17 protein-coding genes are annotated in these 19,245 nt (G+C 68.3%); 7 read left to right on the forward strand and 10 right to left on the reverse strand.

Translation table 11 applies throughout. From position 1 onward, the window contains the following. Positions 1-30: 30 nt before the first annotated feature. Together NVS89_RS15810 and pyrC are read right to left on the reverse strand one after the other, a co-directional pair. Complete coding sequence (locus NVS89_RS15810; RefSeq protein WP_258733729.1) at positions 31-1,347, reverse strand: amidase; 1,317 nt, start codon at positions 1,345-1,347, stop codon at positions 31-33. A 9-nt stretch (positions 1,348-1,356) separates the two neighbouring features. After that, the gene (gene pyrC / locus NVS89_RS15815; protein WP_258733730.1) at positions 1,357-2,400 is read right to left on the reverse strand and encodes a dihydroorotase; all 1,044 of its coding nucleotides are present in this window, start codon (positions 2,398-2,400) and stop codon (positions 1,357-1,359) included. A gap of 246 nt (positions 2,401-2,646) precedes the next feature. Between pyrC and NVS89_RS15820 the strand changes: the two genes are divergently transcribed. Then, positions 2,647-3,543 carry a helix-turn-helix domain-containing protein gene (locus NVS89_RS15820; protein ID WP_258733731.1) on the forward strand — a complete coding sequence of 299 codons (897 nt, stop codon included), beginning with the start codon at positions 2,647-2,649 and terminating at the stop codon, positions 3,541-3,543. Positions 3,544-3,584: 41 nt separating this feature from the next. Here NVS89_RS15820 and NVS89_RS15825 read toward each other — a convergent pair whose 3' ends face one another. From NVS89_RS15825 to NVS89_RS15835, 3 genes are read right to left on the reverse strand one after another with little or no spacing between them, the layout of a single operon-like run. Further along, positions 3,585-4,574, reverse strand: a complete 990-nt coding sequence (locus tag NVS89_RS15825; protein ID WP_258733732.1) for an NADPH:quinone oxidoreductase family protein — start codon at positions 4,572-4,574, stop codon at positions 3,585-3,587. Between the two features lie 44 nt (positions 4,575-4,618). Then, a complete protein-coding gene (locus NVS89_RS15830; RefSeq protein ID WP_258733733.1) occupies positions 4,619-5,047 on the reverse strand; it encodes a PaaI family thioesterase in 429 nt (142 codons plus the stop codon). A gap of 4 nt (positions 5,048-5,051) precedes the next feature. Further along, positions 5,052-6,764: a class I adenylate-forming enzyme family protein gene (locus NVS89_RS15835; RefSeq protein WP_258733734.1), complete on the reverse strand. Its 1,713-nt coding sequence runs from the start codon at positions 6,762-6,764 to the stop codon at positions 5,052-5,054. 467 nt (positions 6,765-7,231) lie between these two features. Here NVS89_RS15835 and NVS89_RS15840 point away from each other — a divergent pair, with 467 nt between their 5' ends. From NVS89_RS15840 to NVS89_RS15850, 3 genes are read left to right on the forward strand one after another with little or no spacing between them, the layout of a single operon-like run. Further along, entirely contained in the window at positions 7,232-9,286 is a 2,055-nt protein-coding gene (locus NVS89_RS15840; protein WP_258733735.1) for a tripartite tricarboxylate transporter permease, read from the forward strand. 50 nt (positions 9,287-9,336) lie between these two features. After that, on the forward strand, positions 9,337-10,326 hold the full coding sequence (locus NVS89_RS15845) for an ABC transporter substrate-binding protein (protein ID WP_258733736.1): 990 nt from the start codon (positions 9,337-9,339) through the stop codon (positions 10,324-10,326). 5 nt (positions 10,327-10,331) lie between these two features. Then, positions 10,332-10,925: a UbiX family flavin prenyltransferase gene (locus tag NVS89_RS15850; protein ID WP_258733873.1), complete on the forward strand. Its 594-nt coding sequence runs from the start codon at positions 10,332-10,334 to the stop codon at positions 10,923-10,925. Between the two features lie 31 nt (positions 10,926-10,956). Here the strand turns inward: NVS89_RS15850 and NVS89_RS15855 are convergent, their stop codons facing one another. Both NVS89_RS15855 and NVS89_RS15860 read right to left on the reverse strand, forming a co-directional pair. Beyond that, a complete protein-coding gene (locus tag NVS89_RS15855; protein WP_258733737.1) occupies positions 10,957-11,709 on the reverse strand; it encodes a hypothetical protein in 753 nt (250 codons plus the stop codon). Positions 11,710-11,838: 129 nt separating this feature from the next. Then, complete coding sequence (locus NVS89_RS15860; RefSeq protein WP_258733738.1) at positions 11,839-12,150, reverse strand: hypothetical protein; 312 nt, start codon at positions 12,148-12,150, stop codon at positions 11,839-11,841. 541 nt (positions 12,151-12,691) lie between these two features. Between NVS89_RS15860 and NVS89_RS15865 the strand changes: the two genes are divergently transcribed. The 3 genes from NVS89_RS15865 (at position 12,692) to rimO (ending at position 15,274) form a co-directional block, all read left to right on the forward strand. Continuing rightward, a complete protein-coding gene (locus NVS89_RS15865; protein ID WP_258733739.1) occupies positions 12,692-13,261 on the forward strand; it encodes a hypothetical protein in 570 nt (189 codons plus the stop codon). A gap of 137 nt (positions 13,262-13,398) precedes the next feature. Continuing rightward, positions 13,399-13,728 (forward strand): heme-degrading protein HmuQ, encoded by a 330-nt coding sequence (gene hmuQ / locus NVS89_RS15870; RefSeq protein WP_258733740.1) that lies wholly within the window; start codon positions 13,399-13,401, stop codon positions 13,726-13,728. A gap of 169 nt (positions 13,729-13,897) precedes the next feature. Further along, positions 13,898-15,274: a 30S ribosomal protein S12 methylthiotransferase RimO gene (gene rimO / locus NVS89_RS15875; protein WP_258733741.1), complete on the forward strand. Its 1,377-nt coding sequence runs from the start codon at positions 13,898-13,900 to the stop codon at positions 15,272-15,274. Positions 15,275-15,368: 94 nt separating this feature from the next. Here rimO and NVS89_RS15880 read toward each other — a convergent pair whose 3' ends face one another. From NVS89_RS15880 to NVS89_RS15890, 3 genes are all read right to left on the reverse strand, one after another. Then, the gene (locus NVS89_RS15880; protein ID WP_258733742.1) at positions 15,369-16,598 is read right to left on the reverse strand and encodes an ArgE/DapE family deacylase; all 1,230 of its coding nucleotides are present in this window, start codon (positions 16,596-16,598) and stop codon (positions 15,369-15,371) included. Beyond that, complete coding sequence (locus NVS89_RS15885; RefSeq protein WP_258733743.1) at positions 16,595-17,875, reverse strand: allantoate amidohydrolase; 1,281 nt, start codon at positions 17,873-17,875, stop codon at positions 16,595-16,597. The genes NVS89_RS15880 and NVS89_RS15885 overlap by 4 nt, the downstream gene beginning before the upstream one ends. Positions 17,876-18,120: 245 nt before the next feature. Continuing rightward, positions 18,121-19,209, reverse strand: a complete 1,089-nt coding sequence (locus NVS89_RS15890) for a BMP family ABC transporter substrate-binding protein (RefSeq protein WP_258733744.1) — start codon at positions 19,207-19,209, stop codon at positions 18,121-18,123. Positions 19,210-19,245 lie beyond the last annotated feature (36 nt).

Here is a 19,245-nt window from a genome sequence, read left to right on the forward strand (position 1 = left end):
CGTTCCCCGCGCCTTTTCCGTCAGGCCCCGTCAGCCGACGCCGAAGCGCCGGCCGATCCAGCGCGCGGCGCCGAGCAGCAGGGTTTCGCAATAGTGCGCCGCCACCAGCTGGATGCCGACCGGCAGCCCGTTCGGGCCGCGATGGGTCGGCAGCGTCAGGCTCGGCAGGTGGAGCATGGTCCAGATCTCCTGGAAGCGCGGATCGCCGGCATAGGCCAGCCCCTGCGGCGCCTCGCCCGGCACGCAGGGCGTCAGCAGCACGTCGACCTGCTCGAACAGCCCGGCGGCGGCCCGCCTGTACTGCGCGACATGGATCTGTGCCTCGACATATTCGTGCCGGCCGATGGCGAACCCCTTCTCACAGGTCGCGATCATCTGCGGGCTGAAGGCGTCGCGGCCGAACTGCCATTCGGCGGCGAGGCTCTGGGCGCGCTCATAGGCGTTGATGACGGCGCGCTCGGCGGTCATGCGCTCGAAATAGGCCGGAACCGGGATCTCGATCACCGTGGCGCCGGCGCTGCCGAGCGTGTGGGCGGCGACCTCGATCGCCTCCACCGTTTCGGGCTGCGCCGTGTCCCACAGATGGGTGCGGAAGATGCCGACGCGCGGCGGCGTCTCCGGCACGACGTGCATCGCCTCGTCATTCGACAGCACCGAGGCGAACAGCTCGATGTCGTCGAGCGTGCGGGCGATCAGCCCGACCGTGTCGAAGCTCTCTGCCGCCGGCTTCACGCCGACCGGATTGAAGGTGCCGAAGGTCGGCTTGAAGCCGATCACGCCGCAGAAGGAGGCCGGGCGCAGGATCGACCCGCCGGTCTGGGTGCCGTAGGCGACCGGCACCATCAGGTCCGCCACCGCCGCCGCCGAGCCGCTCGACGAGCCGCCGGGCGTGCGCTCCAGCGCCAGCGGATTGTGCGTGTGTGTCGGCGCCGAGCCGGCAAACTCGGCGGTGATGGTCTTGCCCAGCACGAGCGCTCCGGCCGCGCGGGCGAGCGCGACGCAGGCGGCGTCCACCCTCGGGCGATAGCCCTCATAGAGCGGCGAGCCCATCGCGGTGGGAAGCTCGCCAGTCTCGATCACGTCCTTCACGCCGAACGGCACGCCGTGGAGCAGGCCCCTCGCGGGCGTCCGGTCGGCGAGGCGGGCGGCGGCGAGCGCCTTTTCCGCGTCGAGCGCGGCCCACGCCTTCACCTCCGGCTCGCGCGCGGCGACGCGCTCGAGGCAGGCGCGCATCACCGCCTCGGCCGTGAAGCGGCCGCCGGAGATGCCGCGCACCATCTCCATGGCGGAGAGTGCATTGAGCGCCTCGGGAACGGCGGACCGGCTTGCGGGGGACGAGGCAGCCATGGCGGAAGCTCAGCCGACCACGCGCCAGGGAATGGTCTCGCCGCCGCGATAGCACAGGGCGCGCTCCTCCGGCCCCTCGACCAGGATCTCCTCGGGCGCCGTCCACGGCTCGCGCTTCAGCGTGATGGTCGCCTCGTTCGGCGTCAGCCCGTAATGGCGCGCGCCGTTCAGCGAGGCGAAGGCCTCGAGCTTGTCGAGGCTGCCCTCCTCGTCGAACACCTGGGCGTAGGTCTCGATGGCGACGGGCGCGTTGTAGACGCCGGCCGCGCCGACCACGGCGAGCTTCTTCGCCATCGCATGCGGCGCCGAATCCGTGCCGAGGAAGAAGCACGCGTCGCCCGAAGTCGCGGCCTCGCGCAGGGCCAGCCGGTCGCTCTCCCGCTTGATGACCGGCATGCAGTACATATAGGGCCGGTTGCCGGCGCCGAGCCAGTCGGTGCGGTTGAGCTGCAGATGATAGGGCGTGATGGTGCCGCCGAGCTGCGGCGCGGCGGAGCGCACGAAGTCGACCGCGATGCTGGTGGAGAGATGCTCCAGCACGATCTTCAGCCCGGGAAAGCTCTTCAGCATCGGCGCCAGGCGCCGCTCGATGAATACCGCCTCGCGGTCGAACACGTCGACCTCGGGCAGCACCTCCTCGCCATGGATCAGCAGCATCATGCCGATCTTCTCCATGCGCTCCAGAACCGGAACGATGCGGGCGAAGTCGGTCACGCCGGCCGCGGAATTGGTAGTGGCGTTCGCCGGGTAGAGCTTCACGCCGGTCAGCACGCCGTCGCGAAAGCCTCGCTCGATGTCGTCGGGGTCGGTGTCGTCGGTGAGATAGGCCGTCATCAGCGGGGTGAAGCCCGCCCCTTCCGGCAGCGACGAGAGGATGCGCTCGCGATAGGCCTGCGCGTCGGCGACAGTGCGCACCGGCGGGATCAGATTGGGCATCATGATCGCGCGGCCGAAATGGGCGGCGGTGTAGGACAGGCTGGCGCGCATCATCTCGTTGTCGCGCACGTGCAGGTGCCAGTCGTCGGGCTTGCGGATGGTGATTGTGTCGGACATCGCCTCGGCCTTGCGGGGGTCCGTGCCACGGCGGCGGCGCCGTTACGAACCTCGATCCATAAGGCAACTACACATCAAGCCCGTTCACAAATCAACCTTGAATACCGTTTTTTGAACAAAATGCGATAACGTGCCAGATATAGGTCAATATGCTCGATATCGGTTCAATTGACGATGCTTGACCGATTGACCGCCCCGATGGAGAAAGATGACGTAATGGTGGACACAGCGCCCGCGGGGGGAAATTTGACGTTCCGATATGACGAGATCGGCAATCGGCTGAAAGCCTTTCGCCTCGGCTCCGGCCTCAGCGCCGACGAGATCGCCAAGCGGATCGGCGTCTCGCGCACCGCGCTGTACCGGCTCGAAAAGGGCGAGCTGGTAAAGCTGGAGACGCTGGAGAAGCTCTCGGAGCTGCTCGGCGTCTCGGTGCCCACCCTGCTCGGGGTCGGCATCGAGTACATATCGTCGGCGGTCAGCTATTTCGAGCGCCTGCGCCAGATCGAGGAGCGGGCGGAGCACATCATCGTGCTGGCGGGGCCGATCTCGTTCCTGCTCGCCACCGACCGCTTCCAGGACTCGCTGGAGCGGGTGCTGATCGAGAGCATCGGCGACGACGTGCCCGACCGCGAGCGCGCGATGGAAGACGTGCGCAAGGTCATGGAGATCCTGCGCGAGCGCAAACGCACCTATCTCGAGCGCATGCCGAACATCGTCAACCTCATCTCGGCGATGGACATCGAGCGCTTCCTGCGCAACGGCTTCACCGGCCGCACCTTCCTGCCCGAGGAGGTGCTGGCGCAGCGCCGCGCCCTCGCCCGCGCCGAGGTCGAGCACTTCGCCAGCGTGATCGAGGAGGAATCGATGGGCATCCAGATCGGCCTCGTCACCGCGACGCTGCCGCATACCGGGTTCCAGATCTTCCGTCAGGACAATCAGAAGACGCTGACCATCAGCCCGTTCCGCCTCGGCGAGCAGCCCAATGTGCGCGTCGGCGTGGCGATGATCACCTCCGCCCCGGAAGCGCTGGCGCTGCACGAGCGCACGGTGCGGGAGATGTGGCGCACGGCGCTGAAGGGCGCGGCCGCGGCGCGCTATCTGCGCGACCTGCTCGCCAACACCGCCCCCGCCGGCGGGCGCTAAGCGCCCATCCGGCCCGGGCGCGGGGCGGCGGCGGGGCGCGTTCAGTCCTGCAGCAGGACCAGCCGCCCCTTGGCGGTGCGGTCGCGGATGCTGGCCAGCGCCTCGGCGAAACGGTCGAGGGTGAAGGTGGTCGCCGGCTGCGGGCGCACCTGCCCGGTCTCGTAGAAGTGGAACACCTCCGCGAAGCACTCGGCGACCAGCTCGGGCCGGCGCTTGCGGTAGTCGCTGATCTGCAGGCCGGTGATCTCGATGTTCTTCAAAAGGATGTAGTTGACCCGGATCTCCGGGATCCGGCCGGCCGCGAAGCCGATCACCACCAGGCGACCGCACCAGGCGAGCGCGCGCACGGCGGCGTCGAAACAGTCGCCGCCCAGCGGGTCGAGGATGATGTCGGCGCCCCGGCCCTCCGTCAGTTCGTGGATCCGCGCGCGCAGCGAATTGCGCAGGTCCGGCATGGAGAGGTCGACGATGCCGTCGACGCCGACCTGCGCCAGCGCGCCCTCGCGCCCGGGGCCGGAAATGCCGGCGATCACGCGCGCGCCCATCGCCTTGGCGAGTTGCACCGCCGCGAAGCCGACCCCGCCGGCCGCGCCCATGACGAACACCACGTCGCCCGGCTTGATCCGCCCGCGCTCGCGCAGCGCGAACCAGGCGGTGTCGTAGACCAGCGACATCGAGGCCGCCTCGAGGAAGGTCATCGCCTCCGGCAGCCGGTAGCACTGCTCCTGCCGCACCGCGACCATCTCGCCATAACCGTCCTGCTCGGCCATGGCGAGCACGCGGTCGCCGACCCGCAGGTCGCTCACGCCCTCGCCGAGAGTGATCACCTCGCCCGCCGGCCCCTTGCCGGGCGTGAACGGGCGCGGCGGCAGGAACTGGTACTTGCCGCCGATCACCAGTATGTCGACGAAGTTGACGGCGGTCGCGCGGATGCGGACCAGCACCTCGCCCGGCCCGGCCGTCGGCGCCGCCACCTCTTCGATCGCCGGCGTATCGACATCGCCGAACTCGCGTACCCTGACGGCCTTCATGTGCAAAGCTTCCTCGCTGCGGGTGGCGGCGCGCCGGCGCCGTCTCAGGTAGTGCTGAAGGTGCCGCGCCCGACGGCGTAGACCATGCCGGTCTCGTCGGCGACCTCGATATCGGCGCGGGCGATGGTGCGCCCGAGCTTCAGCACCCGTGCCGTGGCGGTCAGCTCGACGCCGGGCACCGGGCGCAGATAGTCGACGCGCAGGTCGATCGTCGGTGCGATGCGCCCGATCTGCACCGCGACGGCGGCATGGCCGGCGAGGTCGATCAGGCCAGCGACCACCCCGCCGTGATAATAGTCCGTCTGCACCGAGAAGCTGAATTCGGGCCGGTAGGCGACGCCGATCCGCACCGTGCCGGTCTCAGCGTCGTAGGAGCGGGCATAGGGGCGCAGGAAGGCGTGGTGGTAGGGCGGCGCAGCCATTTCATGGCGCAGCCGCTCCATCCCGTTCTCGGGGCCTGGGCCGCTCGTCATGCCCTCAATCGCCCTGCGCCGGCGAGGCCGCCATGGCGGGCGTGCCGCCCTCTCCCGTCGAGCCCGTCGCCGGCTTGCTCTGCCAGCGCACCGAGACCGGCACGAGCGTGCCCGCGCGCACTCGGTCGATGATGTCGCGCTTGAGGATCTTGCCGCTCGCCGTCAGCGGAATGTCGTCGAGCAGCAGAAAGTATTCGGGCATGTCGAACTTGGAGAGGCCCTCGGCGTCGAGGTGCTCCAGCATCTGCGCCCCGGTCACTGTGCGGCCCGCGACCGGCATCACGGCGAGGCAGACCCTCTCGCCCAGCCGCTCGTCGGCCACCGGCACGGCGGCGACGCGCTCGACGTCGCGGTGGCGCATGGCGAGCGCCTCGATGCGGGCCGGATAGATGTTGTGGCCGCCGCGGATGATGACGTCCTTCTTGCGGCCGCTGATGCGCAGATAGCCGGCCTCGTCCATCCAGCCGAGGTCGCCGGTCATGAACCAGCCCTGGGCGTTGAAGGAGCCTTCGGTGGCGCTCTGGTCGTCGAAATAGCCCAGCATCAGGCTGGCGCCGCGGCTGCCGATCTGCCCGACCGTGCCGGCCGGCACCTCGATTTCGGGATTCTCGGTCGACCAGATGCGCACCTCGAAGCCGCGGCAGGCGCGGCCGGAGCTGCTGACGATGAGCTCGGGATCGTCGTCCGGCAGCGTGTAGTGGTGCGAGCCGGCCTCGGTCATGCCGTAGCCGCTCTGCGGCACCACGCCGTGCTGCAGCAGGCGCGCGACAACGTCGCGCGGGGCCGCCGCCCCGGAAATGCGGAAGCCCTTCAGCTTGCCGACCTCCGACCAGCCCCGCGCCTCGAGCTCGCGCAGCAGGTCGATGGCGTGGGTCGGCACGCCGAACATGAAGGTCGTGCCGGTCTCGACGATCCGCTCGGCGATGCTGGAGCGCGCCGGCAGGTCGTGGACCACCAGCTCCGCCCCGACAAGAAGCGCGGCGATCATGGCGCCGAAGCCGAGATTGTGGCTGAGCGGGCTCAGCGTATAGATGACGGAGTGCCGGTCGATCGACCAGTCGGCGACGATGGCGCGCGCATTGGCGAGCAGCGTGTTCGCCGAATGCATCACCCCCTTCGGCCTGCCCGTCGTGCCGGAGGTGAAGGCGAGATAGAGCACCGCATTCGCGTCCTGCGCCACCGGCAGGTCGTCGCCGCCGGCCGCGATCGCCGGGAACAGGCGCTCGCCGACCTCCCCGGCGCGCCGCGGCGGCAGCGCATGGACGCGGCGCACGCCGGTGCATCCTTCCAGGGCCTTGAGGAAGTCGTGCCGGTCGCCATCCGCGCCGTAGCCGCGCTCGGTGATCACCGCCGCCGCGTGCATGCGCTCGACCAGCTCGATGATCTCGGCGACGGTGTGGTTGCGGTGCAGGGACGGGCAACAGACATAGCCGTTGCGCGAGCAGGCCAGCAAGGCGACCATGGTCTCGATCCGGCTCGGCATCCACACCGCGACGCGCTGGCCCGGGGCGACGCCCGCCGCCGCCAGATCCGCCGCCAGCCGATCGGCCGCCTCCACCAGTTCTCCATAGCTGACGACGCCCGAGGAATTGCGTCCGGCCGGAGCATCGGGCGTGCGCTGCGCGTGGCCGAGCGCCAGCGCATACACCGTCTCGTCGCACCACAGGCCCGACGCATAGTTCGCGGCGAGCTGTGGTTTGCTCAGGGTCGTCAGCATCGTGTTTGTCATATGGAAACCTGCATAGCGGCTCGGGATGCGCCGCCGGGCCATCCCCTGCCGCAGCGGCGGGACGGCGATGTCAGCACCTTCGCGGCGGAAGCTAACGCAGGTCTTGTTCCAAAATCAACCCAAGTGCCGTTTTTTTAACAGTCAGCACGATCGTACGATTTCCCTGCCAAGTTCCCAGTTACGGCGGCATCGGCGACGCCAGGGCGGGGGCGCTAAGCGTGGGAAACCAATGGTCTACTAACTTAGCGAAACATTTTTGGCCTGAAGTAGCAAAATTTGCACATTGTCATTTTTTCGGTTGAAAGCTGCGATTTTGTGCCGGAAGATCGACCGAATGGCGGACCGAAACGCCCGCCTCCATGACACGCGGAGATGCAAGCCGCGGACCTTCCAAAATCGGGTCGCCGCCCGGGAGGCGGCTACAAGCGCCACGAGGGGGAATTGTGGACGGATCGATGATCGACGCGGCAGGCCAGGCCCTGCTGATCCTGATGGACGTCCATCGGCTCATGTTCCTGGGCCTGGGCGTGCTGCTCGGCATCGTCGTGGGCATTCTGCCGGGCATCGGCGGGCTGGCGGGCACCGCGCTGCTGCTGCCCTTCACGGTCGGCATGGACACCTACACCGCCTTCGCCTTCCTGCTCGGGCTAGGTGCGACCACAGCCACCGGCGATCCCATTCCGGCGATCATGTTTGGCGTGCCGGGCGGCGCGGGTTCGGCCGCCACCGTGCTCGACGGCCTGCCGATGGCCAAGCGCGGCGAGGCCGGGCGAGCGCTGAGCGCGGCCTATATGTCGTCCATGCTGGGCGGCCTGTTCGGCGCCGTGCTGATGGGCTTCACCCTGCCCCTGCTGCAGCCGATCGTGCTCTATGTCGGCTCGCCCGAACTGCTGGCCTTCGCCGTGTTCGGCATTTCCGCCGTCGCCGTGCTCTCCGGCAAGGCCCCGCTGCGCGGCCTCGTTGCCGCCTGCCTCGGCGTGATGCTGGCCATGATCGGCGCCGACCCGCAGACCGGCACGCTGCGCTGGACGCTCGGCAGCTTCTACCTGTGGGACGGCCTGCCGCTGATGCCGCTGATTCTCGGCCTGTTCGCGCTGCCCGAGCTGTGCGACCTGCTGATCGCGCGCACCTCGATCTCGCCGACGGCGCGCTACAGCATCGCCACCGGCATGCTGCAGGGCGCGCGCGACTGCTTCCGCAACTGGTGGCTCGTGCTGCGCTGCAGTTGGATCGGCGCCGGCTTCGGCATCATTCCCGGCATCGGCGGCTCGGTGATCGACTGGCTCGCCTATGGCCACGCCCTGCGCACCGAGAAGGATGCCGCCAAGACCTTCGGCAAGGGCGACGTGCGCGGCGTCATCGCCTCGGAGAGTTCGAACAACGCGAAGGAAGGCGGCGCCCTCATCCCGACCATCGCCTTCGGCGTGCCGGGAAGCGCGGGCATGGCGGTGCTGCTCGGCGCGTTCCTGTTCCACGGGCTGGTGCCCGGGCCGGACATGCTGACCAAGCACCTCCAGCTCTCCTATTCGATGGTGTGGTCGATCGCGATCGCCAACGTGCTGGGCGCAGGCATCTGCTACCTGTTCAGCGGCCACTTCGCCCGGCTCGCCACCCTGCGCTACACGCTGATCCTGCCGTCGGTGCTCGGCATCATCTATATCGGCGCGTTCGAGGGCTCGCGCAGTTGGGGCGACCTCTACGCGCTGCTGCTGCTCGGCATTTTCGGCTGGGTCATGAAGCAGCTCAACTGGCCGCGCGCGCCGCTCATCCTCGGCTTCGTGCTCGGCGACACGATCGAGCGCTACTTGTTCATTTCGGTCGAGCGCTACGGCGTGGACTGGTTCACCCGGCCACTGGTGATCCTTCTGTTCGCCCTCGCCTTCTACGGGCTGATGCGCCCGCTGGTGCAGGACATCCGCGCGCTGGGCGGCATACGGGGCGTCACCTCGCGGTTTTCCCCGCGCCCGCATTTCCACGCCAGCGACCTGTTCACGGTGGCGCTGATCGCGCTGTTCGCGGTGATGCTCTGGCAGGCCTCGGGCTGGCGCCAGAACGCGATGATCGTGCCGGCGACGGTGGGCGGCATCGCGCTCGTCCTCGCGACCATCAGCCTGCTCAACCGGATGTTCCTGCCGCCGGTGCCGGCCGGGCTCGACGCGGAAGGCTCGGCGCGCCACGAGGTCGGGGACCGGATCCACATGGATCTCGAATCCGACACCGGCCACCTGCCGCGCCGCACCGTGCTGCTGCGCGCGTCGGTCTTCTTCGGCTGGCTGCTCGGCTTCATGGTCTCGATGGCCCTGATCGGCCTGATCCCGACCGTGCCGATCTTCGTCGTCGCCTTCATGCGGCTGGAAGGGCGCGAGCCGTGGAAGCTGGTGCTGCCGCAGGCGATCATCCTGACGCTCTTCATCTACGTGCTGTTCGACCAGATCATCCACATCCCGTGGCCGGAGACGGTGCTGGGCCAGATGTTCCCGGCGCTCCGCCCGTTCTTCCCCTCCATGTGACGCCTCGCTCACGCACCGCACCCGCGGCTCTCCCAGCGCAAGGAACCCCCATGTCCGTCAAGATTCCGCTGACCCTGGCCTGTGGCGACTACGAGATTGTGCGCCCCCTGAAGGAGGGCGTCGTCAAGCCGGACGGCATCGACCTCACCGTGCTGACCTCGATGGATTCGACGACGCGGCACTGGCGCTTCCTGCGCAATGGCGACTTCGACATGGCCGAGACCTCCGCCTCGTCCTATGTGGTGGCGCGCGACTACGGCTACGAGCTCAACGCCCTGCCGGTGTTCCTGCACCGACGCTTCCGCCACGGCTTCGTCTACATCAACACCTCGAAGGGCATCACCAAGCCGAGCGATCTGATCGGCAGGAAGGTCGGCATCAAGTCGTTCCTGGTCACCGCCGGCCACTGGATGCGTGGCATCCTCGAGCATGAATACGGGGTGCCGCACAAGTCGATCGACTGGTATGCCGAGCTCGACGAGGACGTCGACTTCGTGCCGCCGCCCGGGCTTCGGCTGAACCGGCTGTCGCACGACAAGTCGGTGGAGACGATGCTGGCGGAGGGCGAGATCGACGCGCTCATCCATTCCAGCCTGATCAAGCCGATCGTCAACAAGGACCCGCGCGTCGGCCGCCTGTTCCCGGACTACAAGGCCGAGGAGCAGGCGTATTATAAGAAGACGGGAATCTTCCCGATCATGCATGTGCTTGGCATCAAGAACGAGGTGCTAGCGCAGCATCCGTGGGTGGCGATCAACATGTTCCACGCGTTCAACGAGGCCAAGGCGATCGCCATGAAGCGGATGGAGAACCCGCGCCTCGTGCCCCTCGCCTGGTATCGCGAGGCGTGGGAGGAGCAGGAGGAGGTTCTCGGCAAGGACCCGTGGGAATACGGCCTTACCGGGAAGAACCGCCAAACGCTGGAGACACTCGCCGGCTATTCGCACGAGCAGGGGCTCACCCGCCGCCCGATGCCGCTCGACGAGCTGTTCGTCGACCTGTCGCAGGGTCGCAAGCGCGGCGACGAGTTCCGCATTTGAGCGACATCCCGGCATCGGCGGGCGCGCCCGGCCCGCGGCGGCTGATCGTCGGCATCAGCGGCGCGTCGGGCGCGATCTACGGCGTGAGCGCGCTGGAGATGCTGCGCGGACTTGGCATCGAGACCCATCTCGTGATGACCCGCTCGGCGCAGATCACGCTGGCGCACGAGACCCGGCTGAAGGTGGCCGAGGTGCAGGCGCTCGCCAGCGTCACCTACAAGGCCGACGACATCGGCGCCGCCATCTCCAGCGGCTCGTTCCGCACCATGGGCATGCTGGTGGTGCCATGCTCGATCCGCAGCCTGTCGGAGATCGCCACCGGCGTGACCAGCGGCCTGCTCACCCGCGCCGCCGACGTGGTGCTGAAGGAGCGGCGCCGGCTGGTGCTGATGGTGCGCGAGACGCCGCTGCATCTCGGCCATCTGCGCAGCATGGCGCAAGCGACCGAGATGGGCGCCATCGTCATGCCGCCCGTGCCCGCCTTCTACGCACGCCCGCAGTCGATCGACGAGATGGTCCGCCACAGCGTCGGCCGGGCACTCGACCTGTTCGGGCTCGACAGCGGCACGGTCTGCCGCTGGGGCGAGAAGACGCCCTAGACGCCCGAACCGCCGCCCCACGGCGGCAGACCTACCCGCCGTTGAGGTTCATGCCGGGAAAGCTCCAGTTCGGGGCCGACCAGCCCGGAGCCGTCCATTGCGGCTTGGCCGGCGCCGTAGAGGCCGCTGGCGCGGAGGAGGATGACGAGGCGGCGGGCGCGCCCTGCTCCGCCTCCGCCGGAGCGGTCGGCGGTGTCGGTACGGCCCGCGCTTCGCGCTGCCTCATGAAGTCGGACGTCCTGTTGAGGATGATCGCCTCGACCGCCGGATGGGTCGGCAGCTGCGCATGGGCCACGAACTTCGCCCCCGATGCCCAGGCGTCGATGTTGAGCGCGCCGCGCACATTGGGAAAGCCGGGCCCGTGAATGTTGATGCAGCGCGCCACCGGGCAGGAGGGCGGCGCCGGCGCGGCATCTATGGTGATGACCAGGGGCGCCGGCTGGCCGGAGGCGACGAGCTTGCGCGCATAGCGCAGGGCCGTGTCGCCGCCCATCGAATGGCCGATGATGATGTCCGGCACGATCCCCCTGGTCTTGTTCATCAGGTGGGTATCGGTCCGGGTGCGGAAGCCCTGCTGGCGCAGCGGCCGCGCCAGGGCCGAGACACCGACATAGTCGGTCTCGACATAGACGCCCAGCCCGTCGAGCAGCAGCACCAGCGGCGGCTGCGCCGCGGCAGCGGGCTGATCCTGCGCTTCGGCCGGGGCGGGAGACCACACGGTGAGAGCCGGCAGCACCGCCAGAAACGAGGCCAGCAGGAAGAAAAAACGCTCGATTACCCTCACCGTGCCGCCAATGCCTCGACCTCTACCCGACGGAAGACCTCTTCCGAAGCCAACCGCACGGCCAAGGCAATCTCAAGGCAGCTTCCCCGCGCGCGCCCGGGTCGGGCGCACACGCTCGCGTTGGCGGTTTCAGGCCGCGCTGCGCCAGCTCGGATGGTCCGGCAGGAGCCCGCAGGCCACCGACCAGGTCTCGAAGGCGACCCAGGCCTCCGTCTTCTGCTCGGGCGTGCGCGCCGATTCCATCTGCGCCAGCAGCATCTCGGCGAAATGGCCGAGCCGGTCGTGGCGCAGCGAACGTATCAGCGCGATCGCGCTGTCCAGCGAGCTGATCTCGAGAACCTCGCTGCCGACATGCACGGTCAGGGCACGAATGCGGGGCGTGGCCGGCGCCACGGGGGCGAGCGGGCCTGCGCTTTGGGTGGGCGTGTAGCTGATGGTCATGGCGCGGAATCTCCTTGTGGCATTTGGCGCTGCCGGTGTTCCGTCCGTCCGGTGTGCCGCTGTGCGGACCGAAATGACACTGTCAACAAAATCGATAGCTGACTTTAGCACTTTACACGACGGCCATGACAATTCGGCCACACCTTTTGGTGAAATCCACCGAGACTTTTTGCCATGAAGAATATGGCGCATCGTACATGGAATGTGGCATTCCAGCGACTTGGCGCGCACGCCGCGGCCCGCCCATAATATTACTGGTGGCATGCCACCACTTTACGCAGCGGCGGAATGATTTCATTGCCACCAAATCAGGACACCCTCGCGACCTTGACCGTGGATGCTGAACATTATCAGATCGATCGCGCGCGGCGGGAAAAATAGACATATATACTACATAATGATTTTCGATTATTTCGCTATTGCGAAGCGTCATCGACCTTTCATGCTGCTATGCAGCGTCTAATACCTATTGCCTTATAGTTGATACTTCATGTTACGTTGCGACCGGGCGGCAGAAAGACCGCCCTGAGGAGGAAACGTCATGAACATCCGTATCCAGATTGCCGCGGTCGCGGCGGCGATGACCCTTGTGGGCGTCGCCCCGAGCTTCGCGCAGGACGAGGCAGCCCACGTCAAGCCGGTGACCGCCTATGTGCAGAAGAACGTCCAGCCCTGGCTGAGCGACCCGGTGATCATCGCGGCGATCGTCGAGTCCAACAAGAAGCATGCCCGGCTCATGCAGACCGACATCACCGACCTCGACAACAAGTGGAAGGCCAAGGACCAGGCGCTCATGGACAGCACCATGAAGAACGACGCCGCGGCCTTCCTGGTCGAGAAGAAGAACGCCTCGGGCGGCGTCATCACCGAGGCCTTCGTCATGGACAACCGCGGCCTCAACGTCGCGCAGACCGACGGCACCTCGGACATGTGGCAGGCGGACGAGGCCAAGTGGCAGAAGTCCTACGGCGCGGGTCCGGACGCGATTTTCGTCGACGCGGTCGAGGAAGACGGCGGCAAGCACATCGCCCAGGTCAGCATGACCATCTCCGACAAGGACCAGGCGGTCGGCGCCATCACCCTCGGCATCGACGTCGACAAGCTGAAGTAATCCGGCGTTCGGTTGTCTCTCCCGGATGTCCGCGGGGCGGCTTCGGCCGCCCCCTTTTTTTGCCCGAACGAAGCATCGACCGGGGCCGGCGCTTCGGGTAAGTCTGGCGGGCCGGGCCAAGCCAAGGAGATCGCGCGATGTTTCTCGCCATGAACCGCTTCAAGGTAAAGAAGGGCGCCGAAGCCGATTTCGAAACCGTCTGGCGCGAGCGTGACAGCCAGCTCACCAGCGTGCCCGGCTTCGTCACCTTCAGCCTGCTACGCGGCCCCGACCGCGAGGACCACACGCTCTACGCCTCCCACACGATCTGGCGCTCCAAGGCCGATTTCGAGGCCTGGACCCGTTCCGAGGCGTTCCGCGCCGCGCACCGCAATGCCGGCGGCAACAAGCCGCTCTATCTCGGCCATCCCGAGGTCGAGCTGTTCGAGAGCGTCATCGAGCTCTCGATGAGCGACAAGGCGGCCTGAGGCCCCTTACCGACCCGGCATCGCGGGACCGGTGCGGATTCCCGGCTGGCATGGATGAGGGCGGGCGCGATCGTCGACGCGGGCCCGCCGGGCGCGCCCTCGTGAGTTGACGAGCGCGCCCGGCTCCATTAACCGCTCGCGATCCTTATAAAGCCGGGCCGAACCGAACATGGCGAATATCGCGTCCTCCGACGCCCTCAACGACGCACGCGGCGGCGACGCACCGCGCATTTCCTTCGTCTCGCTCGGATGTCCCAAGGCGCTCGTCGATTCCGAGCGCATCGTCACCAGCCTGCGCTCGGAGGGCTACGAGCTCTCGCGCCGGCACGAGGGTGCCGACCTCGTCATCGTCAACACCTGCGGCTTCCTGGACAGCGCCAAGGCGGAAAGCCTCGCCGCCATCGGCGAGGCGCTGAAGGAGAACGGCAAGGTCATCGTCACCGGCTGCATGGGCGCCGAGCCGAAGCAGATTCGCGCCGCCCATCCCGGCGTGCTCGCCGTCACCGGGCCGCAGCAATATGAGAGCGTGCTCGCCGCCGTCCATCAGGCGGTGCCGCCGCGGCACGACCCGTTCCTCGATCTGGTGCCGCCGCAGGGCATCAAGCTGACGCCGCGGCACTACGCTTATCTCAAGATTTCAGAAGGTTGCAGCAATCGGTGCACCTTCTGCATCATCCCCAAGCTGCGCGGCGACCTCGTCAGCCGGCCGGCCGGCGATGTGCTGCGCGAGGCCGAGAAGCTGGTGGCGGCCGGGGTGAAGGAGCTCCTCGTCATCTCGCAGGACACCTCCGCCTATGGCATCGACACCCGCTACGCGCCGAGCCTGTGGAAGGACGGGAACGGCGACGCGCGCGAGGTGCGCACGCGCTTCCTCGACCTCGCCCGCGAGCTCGGCACGCTCGGGGCCTGGGTGCGCCTGCACTACGTCTACCCCTATCCCCATGTCGACGAGGTGATCGGCCTGATGGCGGACGGGGTGGTACTGCCCTATCTCGACATCCCGTTCCAGCACGCCTCGCCCAGCGTGCTGAAGCGCATGAAGCGCCCCGCCGCGCAGGAGAAGACGCTGGCGCGCATACAGGCCTGGCGCGCCGCCTGCCCCGACCTCACCCTGCGCTCGACCTTCATCGTCGGCTTCCCCGGCGAGACCGAGGCCGAGTTCCAGGAGCTGATCGACTTCCTCGACGAGGCCGAGCTCGACCGCGTCGGCTGCTTCAAATACGAGCCGGTCGCCGGCGCCCCGGCGAACGAGCTCGGCGCGCCCGTGCCGGAAGAGGTGAAGCAGGAGCGCTGGGACCGCTTCATGAGCGCGCAGCAGAAGATCAGCGCGCGCCGGCTCCGCCGCAAGGTCGGCACGCGCCAGCAGGTGATCATCGATTCGGTCGGCCCGACGGTCGCGGTCGGCCGCTCCAAGGCCGACGCGCCGGAGATCGACGGCGTCGTCCATGTCGCCTCGCGCCGCCCGCTCAGGGTCGGCGAGATCGCCACCGTGAAGATCGAGCGGGCGGACGCCTACGACCTGCACGGCACGGCGGTCGGTTTCTAGAGCGCCCTCGCGCGACGCGCCTTACGCGCCGCGCGTCTAATTCCCGGGGCAGCCGGCCGAAGCCCGGCCGGCGAGCCTCCGTTCGCCGGCGTCGCTACTCCGCCGGCGTGAGCAGATCGCGCAGCGTACCCTCGATTACCTTGGTCGCCGCCGCGAGGTCGGAAATGCGCACATGCTCGTCGGCGGCATGGGCATTGGCCTCGAGGATGGAGCGCGGCCCGGCGCCGTAGAGCACGGTCGGGATGCCGGCCGCCGTGTAGTGGCGCGCGTCGGTGTAGAGCGGCACCGCGGTGGCGGGCGGCACCTCGCCCAGCACCTCGGCGGCGTGCTTCTGGATCGTCTCGACCAGCTTCTCGGTCCCCGGCACCGTGCGCAGCGGCTCGGCGAGGATAATGCGGCGGCACTCGACCTCGATGCCCGCCCGTCCCTCCGCCGCGGCCTCGATCAGCGCGGCGAGCTCCGCCTCCACCGTCTCGCCGTCTTCCTCCGGCGTCAGCCGGCGGTCGATCCGCATGGCGATGCGGTCCGGCACCACATTGGTGTTGATGCCGCCCGAGATCAGCCCGACCGTGATCTTCGGCGAGCCGATGCCCGGCGTGGTGCTGGTGATGCCGTAGAGCCGGCGGCGCTCGGCATAGATGGCGTCGAGGATGCCGGTCGCCGCCTCCAGCGCGTCGGCCCCGGTCTCGGGCATGGCGGCATGGGCCTGGCGCCCGTGCACGATGACCTCGAGATGCAGGCAGCCATTATGGGCGATCACCACCGCATAGGAGAAGCCGGCGGAGATGGCATAGTCGGGCTTGGTCAGCTCGTGCTCGAGCAGCCATTTCGGCCCGAGAAAGCCGCCGGCCTCCTCGTCATAGGTGAGATGCAGCTCCACCGTGCCGTCGAGCCCTTCCGGGCGCTGCTTGAGCGCCAGCAGGGCGAAGGCATAGGTGGCGAAGTCCGACTTGGAGACCGCCGCGCCGCGCCCGTAGATCGCCCCGCCCTTTTCCTCGGCGCCATAGGGGTCGAAGGCCCAGCCCTCGCCCGGCGGCACCACGTCGCCATGGGCGTTGAGGGCGATTGTCGGCCCCTCGCCGCTGCCGAAGCGCTCGCGGATGAGCAGGTTGACCACCGACTTCATGCCGTAGGTCTTCACGAAGGGCTCGGGCACCGCATGGTGCTCGACGGCGAACCCCATCTCCTCGAGCAGCCGGCCGGCGATCTCGGCATGCGGCGCGCAGTCGCCCGGCGGGTTGTCGCTCGGCACGCGCACGAGGGCCTTGAGGAACTCGACCTCGCGGGCCAGGAGCTGCGCGCTGTCGTCGTCGGAAAGGGTCACGTCTCTGCTCCGCTGGTGTCGTTTTCCAGATGCGGAAGTTGGAAGCGCTCGATGAACCGCACCAGAGCCGCCGCCGCAAGTCCCATGTCCTGCGGCGAGGCGAATTCCGCCGGATTGTGGCTTATCCCGCCCCGGCAGCGCACGAACAGCATGCCGATCGGGCAGAGCTTGGACATCGCCTGCCCGTCATGCCCCGCACCCGAGGGCATGGCGATGGCGCGATGGTCGACATCGGTAATGGCACGGCGCAGGCGAAGCTGCAGGTCCTGATAGCAGGGCACGGTCGCCACCTCGTGGAACGCCGAGATGACGACGCCGAGCTGGCGCTGGCCGGCGATGCGGTGCGCCTCGCGCTCGAAGCGGGTCAGCGCGTCGCGCCGCGAGGTGTCCGAGCCCGAGCGCAGGTCGACGGTGAACACCACGCGCGAGGGGATGACGTTGATCGAGCCGGGATCGATGTGCATCCGGCCCACCGTGGCGACCATGCCGTGCTTGTCCGCGCGGGCGATGCGCTCGACCGCCAGCGCCATCTCGGCGGCGCCGAGCAGCGCGTCATGGCGCATGCGCATGGGCACGGTGCCCGCATGGCCCGCCTCGCCCGTCACCGTCACCGACAGCCGCGAGGCGCCGGCGATGGCTGTGACGACGCCCAGCGGCTCGCCCTCCGCCTCAAGCACCGGCCCCTGCTCGATATGCGCCTCGACATAGGCGATCACCTTGTCGGGGTCGTAGGCCGCGGCGGGAATGTCGTCCGGGTCCTTGCCATAGGCGACGAGCGCCTCGCGGTAGCTGACGCCGTCGGGGTCCACCATGGCAAGGTTGGCCGGCGAGAAGATGCCCGCCACCGCGCCGGAGGCCGAGAGCGTGGTGGGAAAGCGTGTGCCCTCCTCGTCGCCGAAGGCGAGCACGTCGATGCCGTAGGGCCGGGTGAGGCCGAGCCGCGTGATCGCCTGCATGGCGAGGATGGCGAGGACGACGCCCATGCTGCCGTCATACTTGCCGGCGTCGGCGACGGTGTCGATGTGCGAGCCGATCAGCAGGCGCGGCGCGTCGGGGCCGGCGGGGTGCCAGTGGCCGCGCACCGTGCCGAGCGCGTCCTCGCTGACTTCGAGCCCGGCCTCGCGCATCCAGCGGCCGACGAGATCGGCCGCGCGGCGGTGCTCGGGGGTGAGGAAGAAACGGGTGAGATTGTCGGGCGACTGCGAGATCGCGCCGAGCTCTTCGATCATGCTCGCCGCGCGCTCACCCAGCGCGGCGATGTCCAGCGGGATGCTCATGGTGTCGGTGCGGCGCCTCCGGGCGGGGCCTGCCCGCGATCCGCGCAGCGCCGCCCGGCTGCGCAATCGCACAGGAACGGCCCTTTGGCAACGCGCCCTGCGGACCGCCCGGTCCGGCGGCGGCGTGCGGCGCGCCGCCGGAAGTGCCGCAGAGCCGGGCACGGAGCGAACGCCGGCCAGGCCCGGAGCCTGTGCCGGCGGGCCCTGATCGCCTGCCGCCAGGGCTCGCGCCGTCGGCCGTCGGCCTACTTGCCCGGTACCGTGTCGTCGATGCCCTTCACGTACCAGTTCAGCGAGAGGATGTCCTTGTCGGGCAGCACCTCGCCCTCCTTGACCACCAGCTCGCCGGCCTGGTTGTAGATCGGGCCCTGGAAGGGGTTCAGCTCGCCCGACTTGATCTTGGCCTCGGTATCCTCGGCCATCTTCTTCACGTCGTCGGGCATGTTGGTGTAGGGCGCCATCTGCACCTCGCCGTCCTTCAGGCCGGCCCAGGTGTCGGTCGACTTCCAGGTGCCGTCCATCACCTCCTTGACGCGCTCGATGTAATAGGGCGCCCAGTTGTCGACGATCGAGGTGAGCTGCGCGTGCGGGCCGAAGCTGATCATGTCGGAGGACTGGCCGAACGCCTTCACGCCGCGCGCCTCGGCGACCTGCATGGCGGCCGGGCTGTCGGTGTGCTGGGCGATGATGTCCGCGCCCTGGTCGATCAGCGCCTTGGCCGCGTCGGCCTCCTTGGCCGGGTCGAACCACGAGTTCACCCAGACGATCTTGATCTTGATGTCCGGGTTGATCGACTGCGCGCCGAGCATCATCGAATCGATGCCCGAGATCACTTCCGGGATCGGGAACGAGGCGATGTAGCCGATGGTGCCGGACTTGGACATCTTGGCCGCGATCTGGCCGATGATGTAGCGGCCCTCATGGAACTTGGCGTTGTAGGTCGCCATGTTCTTGGCCTGCTTGTAGCCGGTGGCGTGCTCGAAGAAGGTCTTGGGATGACGCTTGGCGACCTTCAGCGTCGGCTCCATGTAGCCGAACGAGGTGGTGAAGATGATGTCGTTGCCGGCGCGGGCGAGCTGCTCGATCACGCGCTCGGCGTCGGGGCCTTCCGGCACGTTCTCGACATAGGTGGTCTCGACCTTGTCGCCGAACTCCTTCTCCACCGCCTTGCGGCCCTGGTCGTGCTGGTACGACCAACCGAAATCGCCGACCGGACCGATATAGATCCAGGCCGCCTTGACCTTCTTGTCGGCCGCGTGCGCCTGCACGCCACCCATGCCGGCGAGGGCGAGCCCCGCGGCCAGTGCCAGCGCCGTCGACAGGATCTTCCGCATGGACGTCTCCGTTCCCATCCTTCACGACCGCTGGAG

It is taken from the genome of Ancylobacter mangrovi (assembly GCF_024752355.1).
In the GTDB taxonomy this organism is placed as follows: domain Bacteria; phylum Pseudomonadota; class Alphaproteobacteria; order Rhizobiales; family Xanthobacteraceae; genus Ancylobacter; species Ancylobacter mangrovi.